Genomic DNA, 20,366 nt, shown 5'->3' on the forward strand with positions numbered 1-20,366 from the left:
CTCAGGCCGCTTGCCCGGCGCGGCGCGTCACATGTTCGACCATCCGCTGGGCCGCCGGCTGCAACAGGTCGAAGCCCTTGAAGCAGACCACGAAGCGCCGTTCCGCCCAGGCATCGACGAGCGGAATGACCGCGACGCCGAATACGGAGCGATACGTCGCCGCGACCTCCACCGGCACGACGCTGATGCCGAGGCCCGCTGCGACGACACGAAACGCCGCATCGAAACTGGACACGATCACGCGATACGACAGCGTCTTGCCGACGCTTGCGGCGGATGGCCTGAGCATCGTATGGACGGCGGTCGACGGCAACAGCCCGACGTGCTCGTACTGAAGCGTGTCCTCGAAGCTCACGCGTGTCTCGTTGGCGAGCGGATGATCGGGATGCACGGCGAGCGCGAGCCGGTCGCGTCGATAAGGCTCGTGCTGCAAGATGGCTGATCGTTGACGGCGCGCTGGTGGTGATCGCAAGCGGCATCGCGTTCGGTCAGGCCCGCTCGGTGCCGATGCTGATCGCGCTGGGCGTGCTCATCAGTCTCGCGGGACAGACCATCTCGGTGTGCTATCACGCCTATCAGGCCGAGCTTTTCCCGACCGCCATCCGTTGCCGCGCCAATGGGCTGGTGTACTCGGCGAGCCGCATCGGCGCCATGATGTCGGGCTTCATCATCGCGGCGCTGTTGCGGGATTTTGGCGTGGTCGGCGTGTTCGCGGGCATCACCGCCTGCATGCTCGTGGTCGTGCTCTCCATCGGGATATTCGGACCCCGAACGAACGGCAAGCGTCTCGAGGAGCTGTGTCACTGAAGCGATCGATGCACGCGGCGGCGCGTCACTTGCCGTACATGTCGAAGTCGAAGTACTTCGCCTCGATCTTGCGATACGTTCCATCGCGCAGGATGTCCGCCATCGCGCCATTCAGCGCGTCGCGAAGATCGGGGTCTGATTTGCGGACCCCGGCGGCATCGCCGTCGCCCATGATCTTCGGGTCATAGACGACATCGCCCGCGAACGCGAAGCCCTTGCCCGCCGGCGTCGCGAGAAAGCCGAGCTTGCCTTGCACGGCGTCCATCAGCACGGCATCGACGCGGCCCGCGGTCAGGTCCGCATACGCCTGGTCGTAGCTCGGATACGCGACCACATCCACGCCCGACGCCGCCCATTTCTCACGCGCGTACGTCTCCTGCACCGTGCGTTGCTCGACGGCGACGCGCTTGCCCGCGAGCTTCGATGCCTCAGGCAGCAGATGCGCGCTTTCCTTCGCGATCAGACGGGTCTGATTGCGATACAGCCGCTCGGTGAAGTCGATTTGCTGGCGGCGCTTTTCATTCGCGGCCATCGACGACAGGATCACATCGAACTTGCGCGCCTGCAGTCCGGGAATGAGGCCGTCGAAGCTGCTCTGCACCCACACGCATTTCGCCTTCAGCTTCGCGCACAGCGCATTGCCCAGGTCGATATCGAAGCCCTGCACCGCGCCGTCCTTCGTGACGGATTCGAACGGCGGATAGGTCGGATCGACGCCGACGCGGATCGTGCTCCATTCCTTCGCCGTCGCCATCGTGCTGGCCGCCATCAGGGCGAGGGCGGCGGCGGTCATCATCGTCTTTGCGCGTGGGGTATTCATTCGGCTTCCTAAGTATGTTTCGGTGTGGTTGGCGGTGTTTGCAATCAGCTTGGAAAATCGCCGCGCGTGAAGGCGTCGTCGACGGCGATGGAATCGGCGATCTCGTCGACCGTGACGGGCTTGATCGGCGCGCGGATGCGGTAATAGCCGACATCGCCGACCGGACGTTGCTGCACTTGCGCGATCAACTCGCCGACCGTCGTGCCGCACCATCGGCCCTGACACGGCCCCATGCCGCAGCGCGAGAACGCCTTCATCTGATTCGGGCCCTGGCAGCCGAGCGCCGCGATACGGCGAATCTCGCCCGCGCTGATCTCTTCGCACCGGCACACGGTCACGTCATCGGCGGGGCGGCGCAGCGCAGCGGGCGGCGTGTACAGCGCATCGAGCAGCGGGCGCACGGCGAGATGGCGCTTCATCGCGCGCAAGGCAGGGCGGCTCCTTGCATCGCGCGACGGGGCATCGAGTGCACCGAGTTCGCGCGCGATGTCGAGCGCCGCGAGCGTGCCAGCGTGCATCGCGGCCTTCGCACCGCCGATGCCCGCGCCATCGCCCGCAATCCAGACATGTTCGACACTGCTTCTGCCCCGCGCATCCGTGCGCGGACGCCAGCACGCGGACGGCGCATCCTACTCGTGCTCGCAGCCGAGCGAGCGGGGCAGTTGTGTCGATGGAATCACGCCCTGATGCAGCAGCACGAGCGGCGTGTGGATGACCTGCTGCGCGCCGCTCGCATCGATGAAACGCACGCGTTCGGCGCGGCCTTCGCCTTCGATCGAGAACGCGCTCGCCCCGCGATGAACCGGGATGCCAGCGCCTTTCACCGCGCGCATCATGCGCAGGCCCTTGAGCAGATAATCCGCGCCGGCAAGCGCGGGCAGCGCATGCGGTAACGCGGTGCGCCACGCGTCGAGCGGCGTGGTGTCGATGATCGCGCGCACGCGGCGCCCCGCTTCGAGCAATTGCGACGCGAAAAGCCACAGAAGCGGGCCGCTACCCGCAAGCACCGCATCCTGCGACGGCGCGAGTCCCGACGACTTGACGAGCGTCTGCGCCGCGCCGATGCCCAGCACGCCCGGCAACGTCCATCCCTTTACGGGCCACGGACGCTCCTGCGCGCCGGTGGCGATCAGCACTGCGCGCGCCGCGACTTCGAGCGTGCCGCCGTGTTCATCGTGGGGCTTACGCGTCAGCATCGCGATGACGCGGCCGTTCTCGAACGCGATCTGCCAGACCGTGCATCGCACGAGATGCTTCGCGCCGCTGCCGGTGAAGCGTTCGATGAGCGCGCGGCCTGCGAGATAGTCGTCGCCGAGCACGGTCGCATCGGCGAGCGGCGACTGCGCGGCGTCGCGATAAATCTGTCCGCCGGGCGCGTGGCTCTCGTCGGCCACGACGACATCCAGCCCCGCCGCGCGCGCTTCGATCGCGGCCGACATGCCCGCCGGTCCCGCGCCGACGATCAGCAGATCGCACGTCGCCTGCGTCATGCGAGCCTCGCTTTGCCGCTCATCGCGCGCACGCGCATGCCGTCGCGCACGCGCGTCATGCACGCCTGCACGTTCGGCACGCCATCGACTTCGACGAGGCAGTCGAAGCACACGCCCATCATGCAAAACGGGCCGCGTGCCGTGCCGGCGACGGGCGTCGTGCGGCACGACGCCGCGCCGCTTTCCAGCAACGCGGCGGCGATGGAGTAATGCGTGGGCACATGCCGCTCGGCGCCGTCGATGTCGATGCGCACCGTGCGCGCAGGCAGGGTTGCGAGAGGTTCAAATAGCGTGGGCATCGGTCGATTTGGAAAAACGTGTGGCGACGAAAGGATCAAGAATCGAGGGCTTGCCGCCGCCCGCGATCCACGGCGCGATGACGTCCGCGTGCGCGGCGGCGAGCGTCACGCCGCTGTGGCAGATGGCGAGGAATGCGCCGGGATGCGCGGACGATTCCTCATAGACCGGCAGGCCGTCCGGCGTCATGATGCGCAGCGCGCCCCACGACCGCACGATGCGTGCAGCGCCGAGCAGCGGGAACGCGGTGCGCGCGCGCCGCGCGATATCGGCCATTACGGCGCGCGTCTGGCCGTCGTCGAAGCCGACCTGTTCCGCGGAATCGCCGAGCAGGACGGAGCCTTCGCGCGTCTGACGCACGACGAGCGTCGGATAATCGAGGAACGGCGCGAGGCGCTCCGTCACCATGATCTGTCCACGCAGCGGCGTGATGGGCGCGTGCATGCCGATCATCGGGGCGAGGCGCGCGTTGTCGAGACCGGCGGCAAGCACGACGCGTTCTGCTTCGAGCGTGCCGTTCGTCGTATCGACTTCGAAGCGGCCCGCGCGCGGGCGAATCTCCCGCACTTCGTTATGAGGCAAATACGTGCCGCCATGAAGCCGGAAGGCCTGCTGTATCGCGCGCAGCGTGTAGAGCGGGCTCGCGTGGCCATCGTGCGGCGAGTACAGCGCGCCCGCCAGCGCATCGGATGCCGTCGGCACCCGTGCCTTCAGCGCCTTCACGTCGAGCACTTCATAGGTCAGCGACGCATCCTGTGCGCGGATCGATTCGAGCAGGCGATGCCCGGCGTCGAGCTGTTCGGCGGTCTCGCACAATTCGATGCCGCCGGGCCGTTCGAAGCCCGCATCGACGCCGGTTGCGCGCTGCAATTGCGCCGCGAACGCGCTCCAGCGTTCCGACGATTCGCGCGACCACTGCGCATAAGGCAAGCAGCGGCCGCCTTTGCCCTGCACCCATACGAGCCCGAAGTTGCCGCGCGCCGCGCGGTGCGCCGAGTCCGCGCCGTCGCACACGGCGACGCGTTTGCCCGTCCGCGCGACGCCATACGCGATCGCCATGCCGACGAGCCCGCCGCCCGCGACGACCACGTCGAAATGGCGCGCCTTGTTATGGGCCTGCTTTTCGTGCATCGAATGCATTTCCTGCCTGTAAGAAGTATTCGACGACACTTTGAACAAGACGAAAATCGGCGTCAAATGCCGGTTCGTGCGTCGCCTATAATCCAGTGTTATGGACACGACAGGACTCAAGATTCGCCAGATCGAAGCGTTTCGCGCGGTGATGCTCCGTCATACCGTGACGAGCGCCGCGCAATCGCTGCACATTTCGCAGCCGGCCGTGAGCCGCCTGCTCGCCGATCTGGAAAGCCGCGTCGGCTTCGTGCTGTTCGAGCGTCAGCAGGGACGCCTGGCGCCCACTGCCGAAGCGCGCGTGCTGTTCGAGGAAGTCGAGCGCGCGTTCGTCGGCATGGACCGCATCGCGCTCGCGGCGCAGCAGATTCGCGCGATGCGGCGCGGCTCGCTGCGCGTCGCGGGATCGCCTGCGGTGGCGCTCGATCTTCTGCCGGCGGTCATCGCGCGATTCGTCGAGCATCACGCGGGCATCGACGTCAATCTGCTCGCGCATAGCGCCACCACGGTGGTGGAGAAGGTCGCATCGGGTCAGTGCGATGTCGGGCTGATCGCCGAGCCTATCCCGCATCCGGCCGTGAAGAGCGAGCGGCTCTCGCCGGCGGCGATGCGATGCATCGTGCCGCGCAGGCATCGTCTTGCGCGCCGCGCGTCGTTATGCGCCACCGATCTGCGCGGCGAGCGCTTTATCTCGTTCCCGCAGAGCTTCGATGCGCGCAGCGCGATCGATCGCGTATTCGTCGAAGCAGGCGTCTCGCGTGATCTCGTGATCGAAGCGCAACTGTCGCAGGCAATCGTGGCGCTCGTCGCGAACGGCGCGGGTGTCGCGCTGATCGATCCGGTCACCGCCGCTTACGCACGCGAGCGCGTGGCGGTGAAGTGCTTCGCGCCAGCGGTGCAGGACCACTTCTACATCGTGACGAACGCCGCTCAGCCGATGCCCGTGGTCGCGGAAGCCTTCTGCGCGGACGTCAGGGAAGCGTTCGACAAGGTGGTGCAAGCAGATCGATGAGCATCGACCCGCTCGTCTGCGTTACTGGCTTTCTTTCAGCTTCTTCGGCTTCGGCGGCGACTTCACCTTGTTGTACTCGAACTGCGGCGTGTCCTTGAGCGCATCCTTCGTCGCGCCCGGCAGATAGAAGTTGCCGTTGCGGAGCTCGAGCGATGCGATCGGCACGGCTACATCGTGCGTCGCCACGCCGAGGAATCCGCCGGTGGAGATGATCGCGGCGGACACGGTGGCGTCCGGTGAAATCACCAGATCCATGATCGAGCCGATCTTCTCGTTCTTGTCGTTATAGACCGACTTGCCGAGAATGCTTTTCTTGGTGCTCCATCCTTCCAGCAACGCTTGCGATTGCTGCACGGTCACGCTGAGCGGTTGCGTGCCGGCGACCTGTGCGTGGGCGCCGAGGCTGACGGCACCGATGACGGTCACGAGTGTAAGGCGCTGCAAGAGTTTCATATCCGGGTCTCGTGGTGGTTGGAGCGGACGCATGCCGCAAATCCCGGACCCGGGTCGCGACATGCGCATTCCTGCTTGTTCGATGCCCTTGCTTCAGCTCGTCTTCTTCGCCTTGTGATGGCGCTTGGGCGGCGCCGAATGCTTGCCGGTCGGACCGGACGGTGTGCCGGTCTCGCCATTGCCGTTGGGCGTGCCGATGCCCACGCCGCCGCGGCCGGCGCCGTTGCCGCCGGGTGTTCCACCTGCATTGCCCTGGGCGAGGGCAGCTGTGGACAAGCCCAGCGCGAGAGCGGTCGTTACGAGGTACTTCGTTGCAGTATTCATCGTGTCCTCTTCGAATGTAGGTGTGCAGCGGACTTTCCGGGCGTAGTGGCAAAGCCCTGCATGCAGGTGGCGACGTTAGCAAACTGCGATCCCGTCGCTTGGCGCATGGTCTCATAACGGCAAGCCGCGCGTTCAGGCTGATATCGCCCGTCGATGTCATCGCGCTGAACCGAACAAACGACGCCCGCACACTTCGCCATGCTCTCGTCCCCTTCGAAGACAGGATTGCTTACGATCCCTTTTTGCATGATTAATGCATTCGTAAGCAAAAGCCGCTGAAGCGTAAGGAGTGAGTTTCAGAACGTGAATCCGGCGTCAAGAGAAAGCGCTTTTCCGCCAATTTGCGCTTCATTAAGCGTCCCATCAGGTCGCACTGGGTAACCTGTCGCACGTTCCAAAAAGGATCAATCGTTCTATGTCACCGAAGCACGTCGAGACGCTCGTCAAAGGATCATGGCGGAACCTTGCATGTCGCAGGTTCCACTGGCGGCATGGTGTCGAGGCGAGAAGCATACGGCGGGCGATCGAAGCGAGGCATGGCCGCACCGATCCCGCCCAGATCGCGCTCGCCGATGCCTATGCACGCGACGTATTCGGCGACGCATGCTATGCGCCGTGGCTGCAAGCCTATACCGCGTTCACCGGAACGTTCAGGGAAGGCTGGATTCCGGACAACTATTACGGCTGGGTGGTGGTGCCGAAGCTGAAGGGCCTGTACGGACAGATGTCGCATCTGAAGCCCGTGTCGCGGCTGCTTTTTCGCGACGACGTGTTCCCGGATATCGCGTACTACGTGAACGGCATGTTCTTCTCGGCCGATCACATTGCGATTCCCGAGTCCGAGGTCGCCGACGTCGTCTTCAGCCAGTGCGATAGGGTCGCGTTCAAGCTGGATCAGTCATCGCAGGGCAGGGGCGTCTTCCTGATCGACCGCAAGGACTTCCGCGTCGCTCAGATCAGATCACTCGGCAACGGCGTGCTGCAACGATTCATCGTGCAACATCCGTGGTTCGATCAGTTCGCGTCGAAGGCGGTGGCCACGGTGCGCCTCACGACCGTTGTCGACGATGCCGGCCGCATCTCGTTGCGCGCCTGCTTCTTGCGGCTCGGCCGGGCAACGGACACGTATATCCGCCCCGATAGCGAAGTCTGTGTAGCGGTCGATCTCAGAAGCGGCCGCCTGTCGAGCAGGGGTTATCTGAACGACTGGACCGATGTCGACGCACACCCCGACTCGAAGGTCGCATTCAGCGGGTTGATGCTGCCCGCGTTCGCCGAATGCGTCGGCAAGGTCGTCGAGTTACATGCGAAAGTGCCGTTTGCGCGCTGCATCGGCTGGGACGTGACCGTCGATGCGAACGGGCAGGTCGTGGTGCTCGAATGGAACGCCGAACACAACGACGTGAAGTTCGGCGAAGCCACGCAAGGCCCGTGTTTCTCCGATCTGGGATGGGAGTCCCTCGGGGCCGTGCGCCGGGGCACGCGCGGGACACTGGCCGAAGCGCGCTAGAAGAGAGCCACGCCGCATTACTGCGGCACGCGCACCCAGCCCTCCATCAATACGCGCGCGCTGCGGCTCATGATCGCCTTGGTCACGGTCCATTTGCCGCCCGTTTCGCTCGCCTGCGCGCCGACCCGCAGTGTCCCCGAAGGATGCCCGAAGCGCACGACCTCGCGCGCGCCGCCGCCCGCGGCCTGATTCACCAGCGTGCCGTCGATGGCCGCCGCCGCGCCGATCGCCACGGCGGCGGTTCCCATCATCGCGTGATGCAGGTTGCCCATCGATACGGCTCGCACCAGCAGGTCGATGTCCTCCGCGGCGACCTGCTTGCCGCTGGACGCGACGTAGCTTGCGGGCTTCGCGACGAACGCGATCTTCGGCGTATGCTGCCGGCTGGCGATTTCATCGATATGGCCGATCAGACCCATGCGCACCGCGCCGTGCGCGCGAATGGTCTCGAGCATCGCGAGCGCTGCGGGATTCGTGTTGATGGCGTCCTGCAACTCGACGCCCGTATAGCCGATTTCTTCCGCGTTCACGAAGATTGTCGGGATGCCCGCGTTGATCATCGTTGCCGTGAGGACGCCGATGCCCGGCACGTCGAGCGCGTCGATCAGGTTGCCCGTGGGGAACATCGCGCCGTCCGCGCCGTCTTCTTCGGCTGCCGGGTCCATGAATTCGAGCTGCACTTCGGCAGCGGGAAAGGTCACGCCGTCGAGCTCGAAACCGCCGGTTTCCTGCACCGCGCCGTTCGTCATCGGGACATGCGCGATGATCGTCTTGCCGATGTTCGCCTGCCAGATGCGAACGACGGCCACGCCGTTATCGGGTACGCGCTCAGGATCGATCAGCCCGCTCGCGATCGCGAACGGCCCCACGGCGGCGGAGAGATTGCCGCAGTTGCCGCTCCAGTCGACGAACGGCTTGTCGATGGCGACCTGACCGAACAGGTAATCGACATCGTGATCGGGCCGGCTGCTCTTCGCGACGATCACCGCCTTGCTGGTGCTGGACGTCGCGCCGCCCATGCCGTCGATCTGCTTGCCGTAGGGGTCGGGGCTGCCGATCACGCGCATCAGCAGCGCGTCGCGCGCGGGGCCGGGCGCGCGCGCGGCTTCGGGCAAATCCTGCAGGCGGAAGAAGACGCCCTTGCTCGTGCCGCCGCGCATGTAGGTGGCGGGAATCCTGATCTGCGGTGCGTGGGTCATGGTCATCGATTGGTAGCTTGTCCGAATAAGGCCCGCTTACGCCGCTGCCTGCGACGATTCCAGAAAGTCCTGCGCGAAGCGTTGCAGCACGCCGCCTGCCTCGTAGATCGAGACTTCCTCGGCGGTATCGAGCCGGCACGTGACCGGCACTTCGACACGCTCGCCGCTTCGGCGATGGATCACGAGCGTCAGGTCCGCGCGCGGCTTGCGCTCGCCGATGACATCGAACGTCTCGGTCCCGTCGATGCGAAGCGTCAGCCGATTCACGCCCGCCTTGAACTCGAGCGGCAGCACGCCCATGCCGATGAGGTTCGTCCGGTGGATGCGCTCGAAGCCTTCCGCGACGATCGCCTCCGTTCCCGCGAGGCGCACGCCCTTCGCGGCCCAGTCGCGCGAGGAGCCCGGGCCGTAGTCCGCGCCAGCGATGACGATCAGCGGTTGCTTGCGTTCCATGTACGTTTCGATGGCTTCCCACATGCGCGTGATCCTGCCCTCGGGTTCGATGCGCGCGAGGGAGCCCGGCACGATCTCGCCGTTGTCCGTCACCATTTCGTTTCTGAGCGTCGGGTTCGCGAAGGTCGCGCGCTGCGCGGTCAGGTGATCGCCCCGATGCGTCGCATACGAGTTGAAGTCCTCTTCCGGCAGACCCATGCGGGCAAGATATTCGCCCGCCGCGCTGTCCGCGAGAATCGCGTTCGACGGCGAGAGGTGGTCCGTCGTGATGTTGTCGCCCAGCACGGCGAGGGCGCGCATGCCCCTGAGCGTGCGCTCACCGGCAAGCGCGCCTTCCCAGTACGGCGGACGCCGGATGTACGTGCTCTGCGCGCGCCAGTCGTAGAGCGGGGAAGCCTGCTCGCCGGCGTCGGGGGCGAGCGCGAACATCGGCTCGTACACCTTGCGGAATTGCTCCGGTTTCACGCTCGACGCCACGATTGCATCGATTTCCTCGTCGCTCGGCCAGATATCCGCGAGCCGCACCGGGCGGCCGTCCGCATCGTTGCCGAGCACGTCTTTTTCGATGTCGAAGCGGATGGTTCCGGCAATCGCATACGCCACGACGAGCGGCGGTGACGCGAGAAACGCCTGCTTCGCATACGGATGGATGCGGCCGTCGAAGTTGCGGTTGCCGGACAGCACGGCGGTGGCGTAGAGATCGCGCTCGACGATTTCCTGCTGGATCGCCGGATCGAGCGCGCCGGACATGCCGTTGCACGACGTGCACGCATACGCCACCACGCCGAAGCCGAGCTTCTCGAGTTCCGGCAGCAGCCCGGCTTCCTGCAGATACAGCGTGACCGCCTTCGATCCCGGCGCGAGCGAGGTCTTCGCCCACGGCTTGCGCGTGAGGCCGGCGCGGTTCGCATTGCGCGCGAGCAGGCCAGCCGCGATCATGTTGCGCGGATTGTTCGTGTTGGTGCAGCTCGTGATCGCGGCGATGATGACCGCGCCATCGGGCATCTTGCCGGCGTGGTTCTCGACCGTGCCGCTGATGCCGCGCGCGGCCAGTTCCGACACCGGCAGCCGCCGATGCGGATTCGACGGCCCCGCGAGCGTCCGCACCACCGAGGACAGGTCGAACTTCAACACGCGCTCGTACTCCGCGTGCTTCAGGCTGTCGGCCCAGAGGCCCGTCTGCCTGGCGTAGGTCTCGACGAGCGCGACGAGTGCATCGTCGCGTCCGGTGAGTTTCAGGTACTTGATCGTCTGTTCGTCGATATAGAACATCGCGGCGGTCGCGCCGAACTCGGGCGCCATGTTCGCGATGGTCGCGCGATCGCCGAGCGTGAGGCCCGCCGCGCCCGCGCCGTGGAACTCCAGATACGCGCCGACCACTTTCTCCTTGCGCAGGAACTCCGTCAGCGAAAGCACGACGTCCGTCGCCGTGATGCCCGGCCCCGGCTTGCCCGTCAGTTCCACGCCGACGATATCCGGCAGGCGCATCCACGACGCGCGGCCGAGCATCACGCTTTCGGCTTCGAGGCCGCCCACGCCGATGGCGATCACGCCGAGCGCATCGACCATCGGCGTATGCGAATCCGTGCCGACGAGCGTGTCCGGAAACGCCACGCCATCCTTCACCTGCACGACCGGGCTCATGCGTTCCAGGTTGATCTGATGCAGGATGCCGTTGCCGGGCGGAATGACGTCCACGTTCTGGAACGCCTTCTTCGTCCATTCGATGAAGTCGAAGCGGTCGACGTTGCGCCGGTCTTCGATCGCCCGGTTCTTCGCGAACGCATCGGGATCGAAGCCGCCGCATTCGACGGCGAGCGAATGATCGACGACGAGCTGCGTCGGCACGACCGGATTGACGAGCGACGGATCGCCCCCCTGTGCGGCGATGGCGTCGCGCAGGCCGGCGAGGTCGACGAGCGCGGTCTGCCCGAGGATGTCATGGCACACGACGCGCGCCGGGAACCACGGAAAGTCCAGGTCGCGCTTGCGCTCGATGATCTGCCCGAGCGATGCGGCAAGCGTCTGCGGCGCGCAGCGGCGCACGAGGTTTTCGGCGAGGACGCGCGCGGTGTAGGGCAGCGTGTCGTAGGCGCCGGGCCGGATTGCATCGACGGCGGCGCGCGCGTCGAAGTAGTCGAGGCGCGTGCCGGGCAGGGGTTTGCGGTATTCGGTGTTCATGGCGCGGAGGCCGAAAGGCCCGTATTGGATTCGATGGTTGCGGCAGCGAGCATAACGGATGTCAGACGCGCTCCGCCAGCGGCACGAACCCGAGGTTATCCGGCCCCGTATAGTTCGCGCTCGGCCGGATGATCTTGTTGTCGATGCGCTGCTCGATGATGTGCGCGCTCCATCCCGACGTGCGCGAAATGACGAAGAGCGGCGTGAACATCGCGGTCGGCACGCCCATCATGTGATACGAGACCGCGCTGAACCAGTCGAGGTTCGGGAACATTTTCTTCGCGTCCCACATGACCGATTCGAGCCGTTCGGCAATATCGAAGAGTTTCGTGTCGCCCGCTTCGGCCGACAGCGACTTCGCGACTTCCTTGATGACCTTGTTGCGCGGATCGGAGATCGTATAGACCGGATGGCCGAAGCCGATCACCACTTCCTTGTTCTCGACGCGGCGGCGAATGTCGGCTTCGGCTTCGTCGGGCGTCTGATAGCGTGACTGAATCTCGAACGCGACTTCGTTCGCGCCGCCGTGCTTCGGGCCGCGCAGCGCGCCGATTGCGCCGGTGATTGCCGAATACATGTCCGATCCCGTTCCCGCGATCACGCGGCCCGTGAACGTCGAAGCATTGAACTCGTGCTCGGCGTAGAGGTTGAGCGAGACGTGCATCGCCTTGACCCACGACTCGGACGGCGCCACGCCATGCAGCAGATGCAGGAAGTGCCCGCCGATGGAATCGTCGTCGGTTTCCACTTCGATGCGCCGGCCGTTGTGCGAATAGTGATACCAGTAGAGCAGCATCGAGCCGAGCGACGCCATCAGCTTGTCCGCGATGTCGCGCGCGCCGGGTACGTTGTGATCGTCCTTCTCGGGCAACACCGTGCCGAGCACGGAGACGCCGGTACGCATGACGTCCATCGGATGCGCGGACGCCGGAATCCATTCGAGCGCCGCCTTCAGGTTCGCGGGCAACCCGCGCAGCGCCTTCAGCTTCGCCTTGTAGGCGCTTAGTTCCGCGACGTTCGGCAGCTTCCCGTGCACGAGCAGATAGGCGATTTCCTCGAATTCGCTCGTGGTGGCGAGATCGAGAATGTCGTAGCCGCGATAGTGCAGGTCGTTGCCGGTCTTGCCGACCGTGCACAGCGCGGTATTGCCCGCCGTCACGCCGGAAAGGGCGACGGATTTCTTGGGCTTGAATGTGCCGCTGTTCGGCATGCTGTTGTCTGCTTCGCTCATCGTGTCTTACTCCGGCTTAACGGTCATTGTCTGGCGGCGAACAGCGCGTCGAGTCTGTCCTCGTACGCGTGATAGCCGAGATACTTGTAGAGATCGGCGCGCGACTGCATCGTCGGCACCGCGGTTTTCTGCGTGCCGTCGCGCATCACGGTCTCGTAGAAATTGAGTGCCGCCGCATTCATCGCACGGTACGCCCCGCAGCAATAGAGCGCGACATCGACGCCCGCGTCGCGCAGCTCACCCGTCGTGAAAAGCGGGGTGGAACCGAACTCCGTCAGATTGGCGAGAACCGGCACGCGCACAGCGGACTTGAAGCGGCGGTAATCGTCGAGCGAGATCATCGCTTCGGGGAAGATCATGTCCGCGCCCGCTTCGACGTAAGCCATCGCGCGCTCGATCGCCGCATCGATGCCTTCGGAGGCAGCCGCATCGGTGCGCGCCATGATGACGAAGCTGTCGTCGGTGCGTGCATCGACCGCCGCCTTCAGGCGATCCACCATCTCCGCCGCCGGCACGACTTCCTTGCCGGGGCGATGCCCGCAGCGCTTCTGGCCGACCTGATCTTCAAGATGAACCGCCGCCACGCCCGCCCTGACGAACGACCGGATCGTGCGCGCGATGTTGAACGCGCCGCCCCAGCCGGTATCGATATCGACGAGCAGCGGCAGGTTCGTCGCATCGGTGATGCGGCGGGCGTCGGTCAATACGTCGTCCATCGTGCTGATGCCGAGGTCCGGAATGCCGAGTGAATTCGCGGCCACGCCGCCGCCCGACAGATAGAGCGCCTGAAAGCCGACGGCTTCAGCCATCTTCGCCGCATACGCGGTGATCGCACCGACGACTTGCAGCGGCGCATTCGTTTCCACCGCAGCGCGAAATGCCGCGCCGGGACTCGTGGGTTCGTTGTATCGCTTCATCAATCTTTCTCTCCCTTTTCGCCGTCGATGGCTTCGACGGACAGCTTCGTCAGGCACACATCGGGCGCGCCGACCATGCATCCCGACACGAGATCGAAGCGCAGGCCATGCGCGGGACATTGCAGGACGTGCCCATCGAGGCGGCCATTCGCAAGCGATGCGCCGTTGTGCGGACACGCGTTATCGATTGCGTGCATGACGCCCTCGATGTTGAACAGCACCACGCTGCGTCCTTCGACGAACGCGAGCTTGCGAGAGCCGGGCGCGAGGTCGCGGGCGTGAGCGATGGAGAGGCTTCGCGTCATCGTTGCTTCGTTCAGCCTTGCCATGAATCGAGTGCTCCGAGCGGCGTGTGCGCGTCCATCCAGTCGTACGGTTCGCGGGTAGAGCGCCATGCCCATGGCCGCGCGGGCGCTGCCGGCGATTCGTTGGAAGGCGTATCCGCCTCATGATCGATGACGATAGCGTTAGATTTCAGTTCAGACATTCTTGCTTCTCCTGACAGTCATGCAGCTTGATGCGGGCGCTCGAGACACAGCCCGGCGATGAGTTCGTCGGCGAGCGGCCACTCGCCGTATCCGGAAGCGGGATTCAGATGGCCCGCTGCGCCGATATCCACGAGGCGGCTGCCCCACGCTTTCGCGAGTTCCGCGACATGTTCCATGCGCGCCAGCGGATCGTTCGTGCTCGCCGCGACGATGCTAGGGAACCCTAACGGTATGCGTGGCGTGGGTAGCCAGCCGTTCTTCCGAAGCGTGTCCGGCGTGGGATAACCTGGCGGCAGCGGCGCATCGAAATTGGGCGGCGTCGCGAGAAGCGCGCCGCGTATCCGGTGCGAATGCTGCGGATGGCGCTGCGCCCAGTGTGCGGCGATCATCACGCCCGCGCTGTGCGCGACGAGCACAACGGGGCCGTCGATTCTGGCGAGCGCGGCATCGAGCGCCGCCACGCGCGCTGCACGGTTCAGCTTGTCGTGCGTGAGCGGCGGCACGGAGCGGGCATTCGGCAGCCGGCGTTCCAGCAGTGTCTGCCAGTGATCTTCGACGTGATCGCGCAGGCCCGGAACGATGAGGATCGTGTGAGTCGGATGGATGGTCATGTTCGATTGCTCGTAGATAAGGCTCATTTCGTCGCCGCTTCGCCGCGCAGCGCGTCGATGCGGTTCAGATCGCGCGCATATCTCGACTTGCCGATGGCGAACGCCAGCATCGCTGGAATACTGACGAGCGGAACGATCTGCAGCGCACCGAGCAAGCCGATACGATCGGCAATCGCCCCGGTGACGATCGGGCCGGGCGCGAGGCCGAGCAGATTGTTGGCGAGCGTGAGCGTCGCGAATGCGGAAGCGTGGATCGCCGCCGGCGTGAGATTCGCGACCATCGCGCCGGCCGGACCGGATGTGCCCGCCACGACGAGAATGCCTGCACCGAGCAGCACGAGCTGCATCGCGCCGGCATCGAGACGAAAGCCGATGGACAACAGCACCGCCGATGCGAGGCAATAGGCGATCGCGGTCATCCACTTGCGCGACGGCGCATGCCGGCAGACGCGATCCGTCACGATGCCGCACAGCACCATGCCGACGCCGCCGAGCAGCACGAACACCGCTGCGCCCGCGGCGGCTTTATCGGCCGGCAACGCGTAATAGCGATTCAGGAAGCTCGGCATCCACGCGATCACCGCGCCCATGATGAAAAGCTGCAAGCCGCTGCCGAGATAGGCGCACACCACCGAGACCGTCGAGAAGAGACCGGCCAGCAACGCACGAAGGCTCGTACGCATGCCGCCCGCCTGCCGCTTGGTGGACGGCGCATCGGGAAAGCGCGCGGCGATCCGTTTATCCGATACGGCCAGCATGTAGGCGATCACCAGCACGAAGCCGAAGCACGCCATCGCGCCGAACGACGCCCGCCATCCGAGATGCACCGCGACGAAGCCGCCCAGCGCCATGCCGAGCACCGAGCCGAATGCGCCGCCCGCCATGAACGCGCCGGTGAGCGTCGAGCGCAGATGCGCCGGGAAGATGCCGAGAATCAGCGCGATGCCCACGCTTCCATACGCCGCCTCGCCGAGACCCACGAGCGCGCGCGCCAGCAGCATTTCGCCGTAGTTCGTGGCGATGGCGCAGCCGAGTGTCGCGAGACTCCAGAGCGTCGCCATCAATATGAGGCTGCGCACGCGGCCCCATCGATCGGCAAGCACGGAGAGCGGAAAAGTCAGAAGTCCTACCATCAATGCGACCACGCCGGAGAGCGAGCCGAGTTGCGTGTCGGACAGACCCCATGCGTGCTTGAGCAGCGGAAAAACGGCGTTGAGCACCTGTCGCGACATATAGTCCGATAGCAGCAGGCCGAAGGTCAGTGCGAAGACCACCCACGCGTATTTGCGCGATGCGGCCGCGACGGCGCGAACGCCGCCTGTTTCCTGCTCGATGCAATTGATTTCCAAGATCGTCTCCTCGGATGTCCGGCTCGAGTCTCCGTCACGCGATGAGCGCGGGGACCGTTTGTTGTTGTCGCCGTCGAGTGTCGGTCAACGATGCGGAACGCGTCCGCACCACTTGTTCAAGCCGCGCGCAGCGGAAGGTTCACTTCACCGGCTCGTCGATTCGGCGACATGCCGTTCGCGGCGAGCGTCTGATCGGCCGTTTCGTATTGCACGCCGATGCGATAGATCGCGCGGGCTTCCTTGCCCGTCGCGATCTCGCGCCCCAGTTCGCGGGCGACGCGCACGCACTGCTCGATCTGCTGCACCGATGTCATGCGCTTGCCGTGCTGGTCGATGATCGTGTCTTCGATGCCGCAGCGCGGATGCAGGCCCATCGACATCGCCATCATGTTGAACGGCAGCACGTTCTTCAGCAGCGATTCGGCGGTCAGCGTGCAGCCGTCCGGCGCGCGGTGAACGAAGTTGAAGAAGTTGAACGGATTCGGGCCGTCGAAGCCGCCGCCGATGCCGATCCACGTCAGATTGAGCGGGCCCTTGTAGACGCCCTTGCGCACGAGGCGTTCGAGCGTTTCGAGCGCATGAATGCCGGTGAGCTGGAAGTGCGGCTGAATGTTCGCGGCCTGAAGGCGCTTCAGATGCTCCTCGACCCAGGCCGGACCCGCAGGCACGGTCATTTCGCTATAAGCCGCCTGATACATCGGATGCGCGAGCGAAGTGCCTTCCAGATACGCCGGATACAGCAGCTCCATGATGTTCATCTGCGTCGTGTTGATCGCGACCGTCACCTGATCGGGCTTCGGGTCGAGTTCGGCGAGCATGTGGCGCGTATCGTCGGACAGCCATTTGGCCGCCTGGCCGTCGTCTTCCGGCGCGAATGAGATCGAGCCGCCGACCTGGATGATCATGTCCGGCACTGCTTCACGCACACCGGCAATGAGTTCGTTGAACTTCGACAGGCGCTTGGAGCCTTTGCCGTCCAGTTCGCGCACATGCAGATGCAGCACCGTGGCGCCTGCGTTGTAGCAGTCGACCGCTTTCTGAATCTGCTCGTCCATCGTCACCGGAATGTCTTCGGGGAAATCGGACGGCATCCACTCCGGGCCATACGGCGCGACGGTGATCACGACCTTGTCCTGGTTTTCGGGGTGCAGGGAATCGTCGAGGAATTGCATGTGTTGCTCCAGCGTCAAGAGATGAGATGATTAGATATCCGATGCGATGCGGCGGCGCGCCGGGTCAGTACGGCACATCGCCGATGATCCCCGCGCGCTCCATCTTCCGGTGACAGGGCGGGTAGTCCATCACCGCGTAATGCTGGGTGCTGCGGTTGTCCCATATCGCAATGCTGTTCTTCTTCCAGCGCCAGCGCACCTGATATTCGGGGATATACGCCTGGCTGATCAGATAGCTCAACAACTGCGCCGCGCCCGGATTCGCGTCCTGACCGAAGCGAACGCGCTCGGGCGTGTGATAGTTCGTGAAGTGCGTCGTGAATGCGTTGACGAAAAGCGTCTTCTCGCCGGTCTCGGGGTGCGTGCGAACCACGGGATGCTCGGCATCCGGGAACTGCGCCTTCAGCGCATGGCGCTTTTCGATCGGCATCGCGGCGCCGAAGCTCGCTTCGATGCTGTGACGCGCGCGAAGATCGGCGATCTGCGCCTTGATGTGCGCCGGCAGGTTCTCGTATGCGAGGACCATGTTCGCCCAGATCGTGTCGCCGCCCACGGGCGGGCACTCGACGCAACGCAGCACGCAGCCGAACGGCGGCGCGGCGCGCCAGGTGGCGTCCGTGTGCCACGCGTTTTCGTATCGGTCGTTCGGCTGCTCGGGGTTCTTGTAGATCCGCACGAGCCCCGGATGCTCGGGATCGCTGCCCGCGACCGGATGATCCTCGAGATCACCGAAGCGCCGCGCGAACGCGACATGCTCGGCACGCGTAATGTCCTGATCGCGCAGAAACAGCACGCGATGCGCGAGCAGCGCGGCGCGGATGTCGGCGAAGAGGCCGTCGTCGTGAATCGCGTCCGCGAGATCGACGCCGACGAGTTCGGCTCCGATGGAGCAGGTGAGTGGTTCGACGCGCATGTGTGTCTCCTTACACGACGAAAATGGATGAGCCCGTTGTCTTGCGGGATTCGAGATCGCGATGCGCCTGCGCGGCGTCCTGCAGCGCATAGCGCTGATTGATCTCGATGCGGATTCGACCGCTCGCCACGTGTCCGAAGAGTTCGCTCGCCAGCGCGTTCTTCTCGGCCGGATCGGCGATATAGTCGGCGAGCGCCGGGCGGGTCAGATACAACGAGCCTTTCATTGCCAGCAACTGCGGATTGAACGGCGGGATCGGACCCGACGCGGTGCCCACGCAGACCATCAGGCCACGGCGCTTGAGCGAATCGAGCGATGCATCGAAGGTGTCCTTGCCGACGCTGTCGAACACGACGTTCACGCCCGCGCCGTCGGTCAGCTCGCGCACGCGCCGCGCGACGTCTTCGCGGCTGTAGTCGATAACGTGCTCGCAGCCGTGAGCGCGTGCAATTTCTGCTTTCGCTTCGCTCGATACCGTGCCGATCACCGTGACGCCGAGCAGCCGCGCCCATTGCGACACGATCAGCCCGACGCCGCCCGCCGCCGCATGCAGCAGGATCGAATCGCCCGCTTCGAACGCGTGGATGCGGCGCATCAGGTACGACGCGGTGAGACCGCGCATCGTCATGGCGGCGGCGGTCGCGCATTCCATATCGCCCGGCAGCCGGATCAGCGCGGAAGCAGGCGCGATGCGTTCGGTGCTGTACGCCCCGAGCGTGTTGATGAAGCCGGTATAGGTCACGCGGTCGCCCACGCGCACGCTGTCGACGCCTTCGCCGACCGCCTGCACCACGCCTGCCGCTTCGACGCCCATGCCGGCGGGCAGCGGCACGGGGTAGAGGCCCGAACGAAAGTACGTGTCGGCGAAATTGAGGCCCACGGCCTCGTGACGCAGCCGGACTTGTCCGGGGCCGGGCTTGCCGACCGCGACTTCCTCCCATCGCAGGACTTCGGGGCCGCCGGTTTCGTGGAAGCGGATTGCATGTGCCATCGTTCTCTCTCCGTTCAATCTGTTGATGCGCGCGGGCCGTATGCGCCGCTCGCGGTGTCGTGTTTCGCGGTCTCGCTGACGAGACCCGCCGAGCCGAATCGCCAGTCGATTTCGGCCCAGTCCGCATAGCTCAGGTAACGCCGCGCCGCGGGCAGGATCACGCCCTGTTCGCGGCCCATCCATTCGTGGACGGTGCGCGCATAGGCGAAGAGCGACGCTTCGACAAGCTCGGGCGCGGGCGCGTCGTGCGACTCTCGTCCGACCATTCGCGCGAGCTCGTGGAGCATGTCGTCATCGCGCTGATGCAGCCGCTCGAGTTCGGCCAGTTCCGCGTTCACGCGCGATGTGCGCTTGCGCAGCCGCCTGAACAACGCGGCCTTTCGCTTCGCATGGATACTGCCCGCCGACAGCCGATGCAGCCTCCGAACGATCTCGCGCATCGTTTCCACCGATGGATGCTCGCCCCGCTTCGCCGCCGCGCCGATCGTGTCGAGGCACTCGTGCAGCGTCTCGGGGAGCGTGCGATGCGCGTGCAGCAGCGCGCCGATCGACGCCGTCACCGCGGGCCGCTCGTCGGTTTCGCAGGACAGCACGGCCGGACGCAATGCGTCGCTCATGCGGTCGTTCATTGCGGTCGTGGCCGTTGGCGTCGGGCTCGCGCTCGTGCAAACGAGATCGCATCCGTGTTGCCGGGCATGCGCGATGATCGCGTCGAGCGAGTCGTCGCCGGCGATACACACGGAGGCGCACGGAACGCCTTGCGCACGGGCGCCGGCTTCGGCGCGTGCGAGCCATTCATGTGCGCGCCCGTCGCCGTGCCAGCGCGGCGCGCCGACTTCGCCGCCAACCGGCGATACATGCAGGAAGGTGATTCGCGCGCCGACGGCATGGGCGAATTCGGTCGCGTGACCGATCGCTTCGATGCGTGCGTCGGTATCGCCGACAGGAACGAGCAGGTGCTGATACATGGCTTTGCGCTGAAGGACTCTGTGCGTGAATTCATGCTGTGCATGCTAG

General features: G+C 65.3%; 19 protein-coding genes and 3 pseudogenes. 3 read left to right on the forward strand and 19 right to left on the reverse strand.

The window, feature by feature from the left end; translation table 11 throughout:
• Position 1: 1 nt before the first annotated feature.
• A pseudogene (locus P9220_RS24305) lies at positions 2–433 on the reverse strand (LysR substrate-binding domain-containing protein); the annotation flags it as partial.
• On the opposite strand from P9220_RS24305, the pseudogene P9220_RS24310 reads away from it, so the two are divergent.
• Positions 433–807, forward strand: a pseudogene (locus P9220_RS24310) (MFS transporter); the annotation flags it as partial. The pseudogenes P9220_RS24305 and P9220_RS24310 sit on opposite strands and share 1 nt — an antisense overlap.
• A 25-nt stretch (positions 808–832) precedes the next feature.
• Here P9220_RS24310 and P9220_RS24315 read toward each other — a convergent pair.
• The 4 genes and pseudogenes from P9220_RS24315 to P9220_RS24330 all read right to left on the reverse strand — a co-directional run bounded on the left by P9220_RS24315 (position 833) and on the right by P9220_RS24330 (position 4,545).
• Complete coding sequence (locus P9220_RS24315) at positions 833–1,627, reverse strand: ABC transporter substrate-binding protein (protein WP_309768381.1); 795 nt, start codon at positions 1,625–1,627, stop codon at positions 833–835.
• 44 nt (positions 1,628–1,671) lie between these two features.
• Positions 1,672–3,117, reverse strand: a pseudogene (locus tag P9220_RS24320) (FAD-dependent oxidoreductase).
• Complete coding sequence (locus P9220_RS24325) at positions 3,114–3,416, reverse strand: (2Fe-2S)-binding protein (RefSeq protein WP_309768382.1); 303 nt, start codon at positions 3,414–3,416, stop codon at positions 3,114–3,116. The pseudogene P9220_RS24320 and the gene P9220_RS24325 overlap by 4 nt, the downstream one beginning before the upstream one ends.
• Entirely contained in the window at positions 3,400–4,545 is a 1,146-nt protein-coding gene (locus P9220_RS24330) for an FAD-dependent oxidoreductase (RefSeq protein ID WP_309768384.1), read from the reverse strand. The genes P9220_RS24325 and P9220_RS24330 overlap by 17 nt, the downstream gene beginning before the upstream one ends.
• A gap of 100 nt (positions 4,546–4,645) precedes the next feature.
• On the opposite strand from P9220_RS24330, the gene P9220_RS24335 reads away from it, so the two are divergent.
• Positions 4,646–5,557 (forward strand): LysR substrate-binding domain-containing protein, encoded by a 912-nt coding sequence (locus P9220_RS24335; protein ID WP_309768385.1) that lies wholly within the window; start codon positions 4,646–4,648, stop codon positions 5,555–5,557.
• 21 nt (positions 5,558–5,578) lie between these two features.
• On the opposite strand, the gene P9220_RS24340 is transcribed toward P9220_RS24335, so the two are convergent.
• Complete coding sequence (locus tag P9220_RS24340; RefSeq protein WP_309768386.1) at positions 5,579–6,010, reverse strand: PRC-barrel domain-containing protein; 432 nt, start codon at positions 6,008–6,010, stop codon at positions 5,579–5,581.
• Between the two features lie 93 nt (positions 6,011–6,103).
• Positions 6,104–6,334 carry a hypothetical protein gene (locus P9220_RS24345; RefSeq protein WP_309768387.1) on the reverse strand — a complete coding sequence of 77 codons (231 nt, stop codon included), beginning with the start codon at positions 6,332–6,334 and terminating at the stop codon, positions 6,104–6,106.
• A gap of 415 nt (positions 6,335–6,749) precedes the next feature.
• Here P9220_RS24345 and P9220_RS24350 point away from each other — a divergent pair, with 415 nt between their 5' ends.
• Entirely contained in the window at positions 6,750–7,844 is a 1,095-nt protein-coding gene (locus tag P9220_RS24350) for a sugar-transfer associated ATP-grasp domain-containing protein (protein ID WP_309768388.1), read from the forward strand.
• Positions 7,845–7,861: 17 nt separating this feature from the next.
• Here the strand turns inward: P9220_RS24350 and prpF are convergent, their stop codons facing one another.
• From prpF to P9220_RS24410, 12 genes are all read right to left on the reverse strand, one after another.
• On the reverse strand, positions 7,862–9,043 hold the full coding sequence (gene prpF, locus P9220_RS24355; protein ID WP_309768390.1) for a 2-methylaconitate cis-trans isomerase PrpF: 1,182 nt from the start codon (positions 9,041–9,043) through the stop codon (positions 7,862–7,864).
• Positions 9,044–9,079: 36 nt separating this feature from the next.
• Positions 9,080–11,677 (reverse strand): Fe/S-dependent 2-methylisocitrate dehydratase AcnD, encoded by a 2,598-nt coding sequence (acnD, locus tag P9220_RS24360; protein ID WP_309768391.1) that lies wholly within the window; start codon positions 11,675–11,677, stop codon positions 9,080–9,082.
• 61 nt (positions 11,678–11,738) lie between these two features.
• Positions 11,739–12,908, reverse strand: coding sequence for a 2-methylcitrate synthase (gene prpC, locus P9220_RS24365; protein WP_309768392.1), 1,170 nt, complete (start codon positions 12,906–12,908; stop codon positions 11,739–11,741).
• A gap of 23 nt (positions 12,909–12,931) precedes the next feature.
• Entirely contained in the window at positions 12,932–13,825 is an 894-nt protein-coding gene (gene prpB / locus P9220_RS24370) for a methylisocitrate lyase (protein ID WP_309768394.1), read from the reverse strand.
• Positions 13,825–14,130: a Rieske 2Fe-2S domain-containing protein gene (locus tag P9220_RS24375; protein ID WP_309768396.1), complete on the reverse strand. Its 306-nt coding sequence runs from the start codon at positions 14,128–14,130 to the stop codon at positions 13,825–13,827. The genes prpB and P9220_RS24375 overlap by 1 nt, the downstream gene beginning before the upstream one ends.
• A gap of 11 nt (positions 14,131–14,141) precedes the next feature.
• On the reverse strand, positions 14,142–14,312 hold the full coding sequence (locus tag P9220_RS24380; RefSeq protein WP_309768397.1) for a hypothetical protein: 171 nt from the start codon (positions 14,310–14,312) through the stop codon (positions 14,142–14,144).
• 18 nt (positions 14,313–14,330) lie between these two features.
• On the reverse strand, positions 14,331–14,924 hold the full coding sequence (locus P9220_RS24385; protein WP_309768920.1) for an alpha/beta hydrolase: 594 nt from the start codon (positions 14,922–14,924) through the stop codon (positions 14,331–14,333).
• A 23-nt stretch (positions 14,925–14,947) separates the two neighbouring features.
• Positions 14,948–16,273 carry an MFS transporter gene (locus P9220_RS24390; RefSeq protein WP_404980226.1) on the reverse strand — a complete coding sequence of 442 codons (1,326 nt, stop codon included), beginning with the start codon at positions 16,271–16,273 and terminating at the stop codon, positions 14,948–14,950.
• Between the two features lie 116 nt (positions 16,274–16,389).
• The gene (locus tag P9220_RS24395; protein ID WP_309768399.1) at positions 16,390–17,445 is read right to left on the reverse strand and encodes a 3-keto-5-aminohexanoate cleavage protein; all 1,056 of its coding nucleotides are present in this window, start codon (positions 17,443–17,445) and stop codon (positions 16,390–16,392) included.
• 64 nt (positions 17,446–17,509) lie between these two features.
• Positions 17,510–18,358 (reverse strand): TauD/TfdA family dioxygenase, encoded by an 849-nt coding sequence (locus tag P9220_RS24400; RefSeq protein WP_309768400.1) that lies wholly within the window; start codon positions 18,356–18,358, stop codon positions 17,510–17,512.
• A 10-nt stretch (positions 18,359–18,368) separates the two neighbouring features.
• Positions 18,369–19,349, reverse strand: a complete 981-nt coding sequence (locus tag P9220_RS24405; RefSeq protein ID WP_309768402.1) for a quinone oxidoreductase — start codon at positions 19,347–19,349, stop codon at positions 18,369–18,371.
• Between the two features lie 14 nt (positions 19,350–19,363).
• Complete coding sequence (locus tag P9220_RS24410; RefSeq protein WP_309768404.1) at positions 19,364–20,317, reverse strand: universal stress protein; 954 nt, start codon at positions 20,315–20,317, stop codon at positions 19,364–19,366.
• Positions 20,318–20,366 lie beyond the last annotated feature (49 nt).

The organism is Caballeronia sp. LZ016, assembly GCF_031450805.1.
Lineage (GTDB): Bacteria > Pseudomonadota > Gammaproteobacteria > Burkholderiales > Burkholderiaceae > Caballeronia.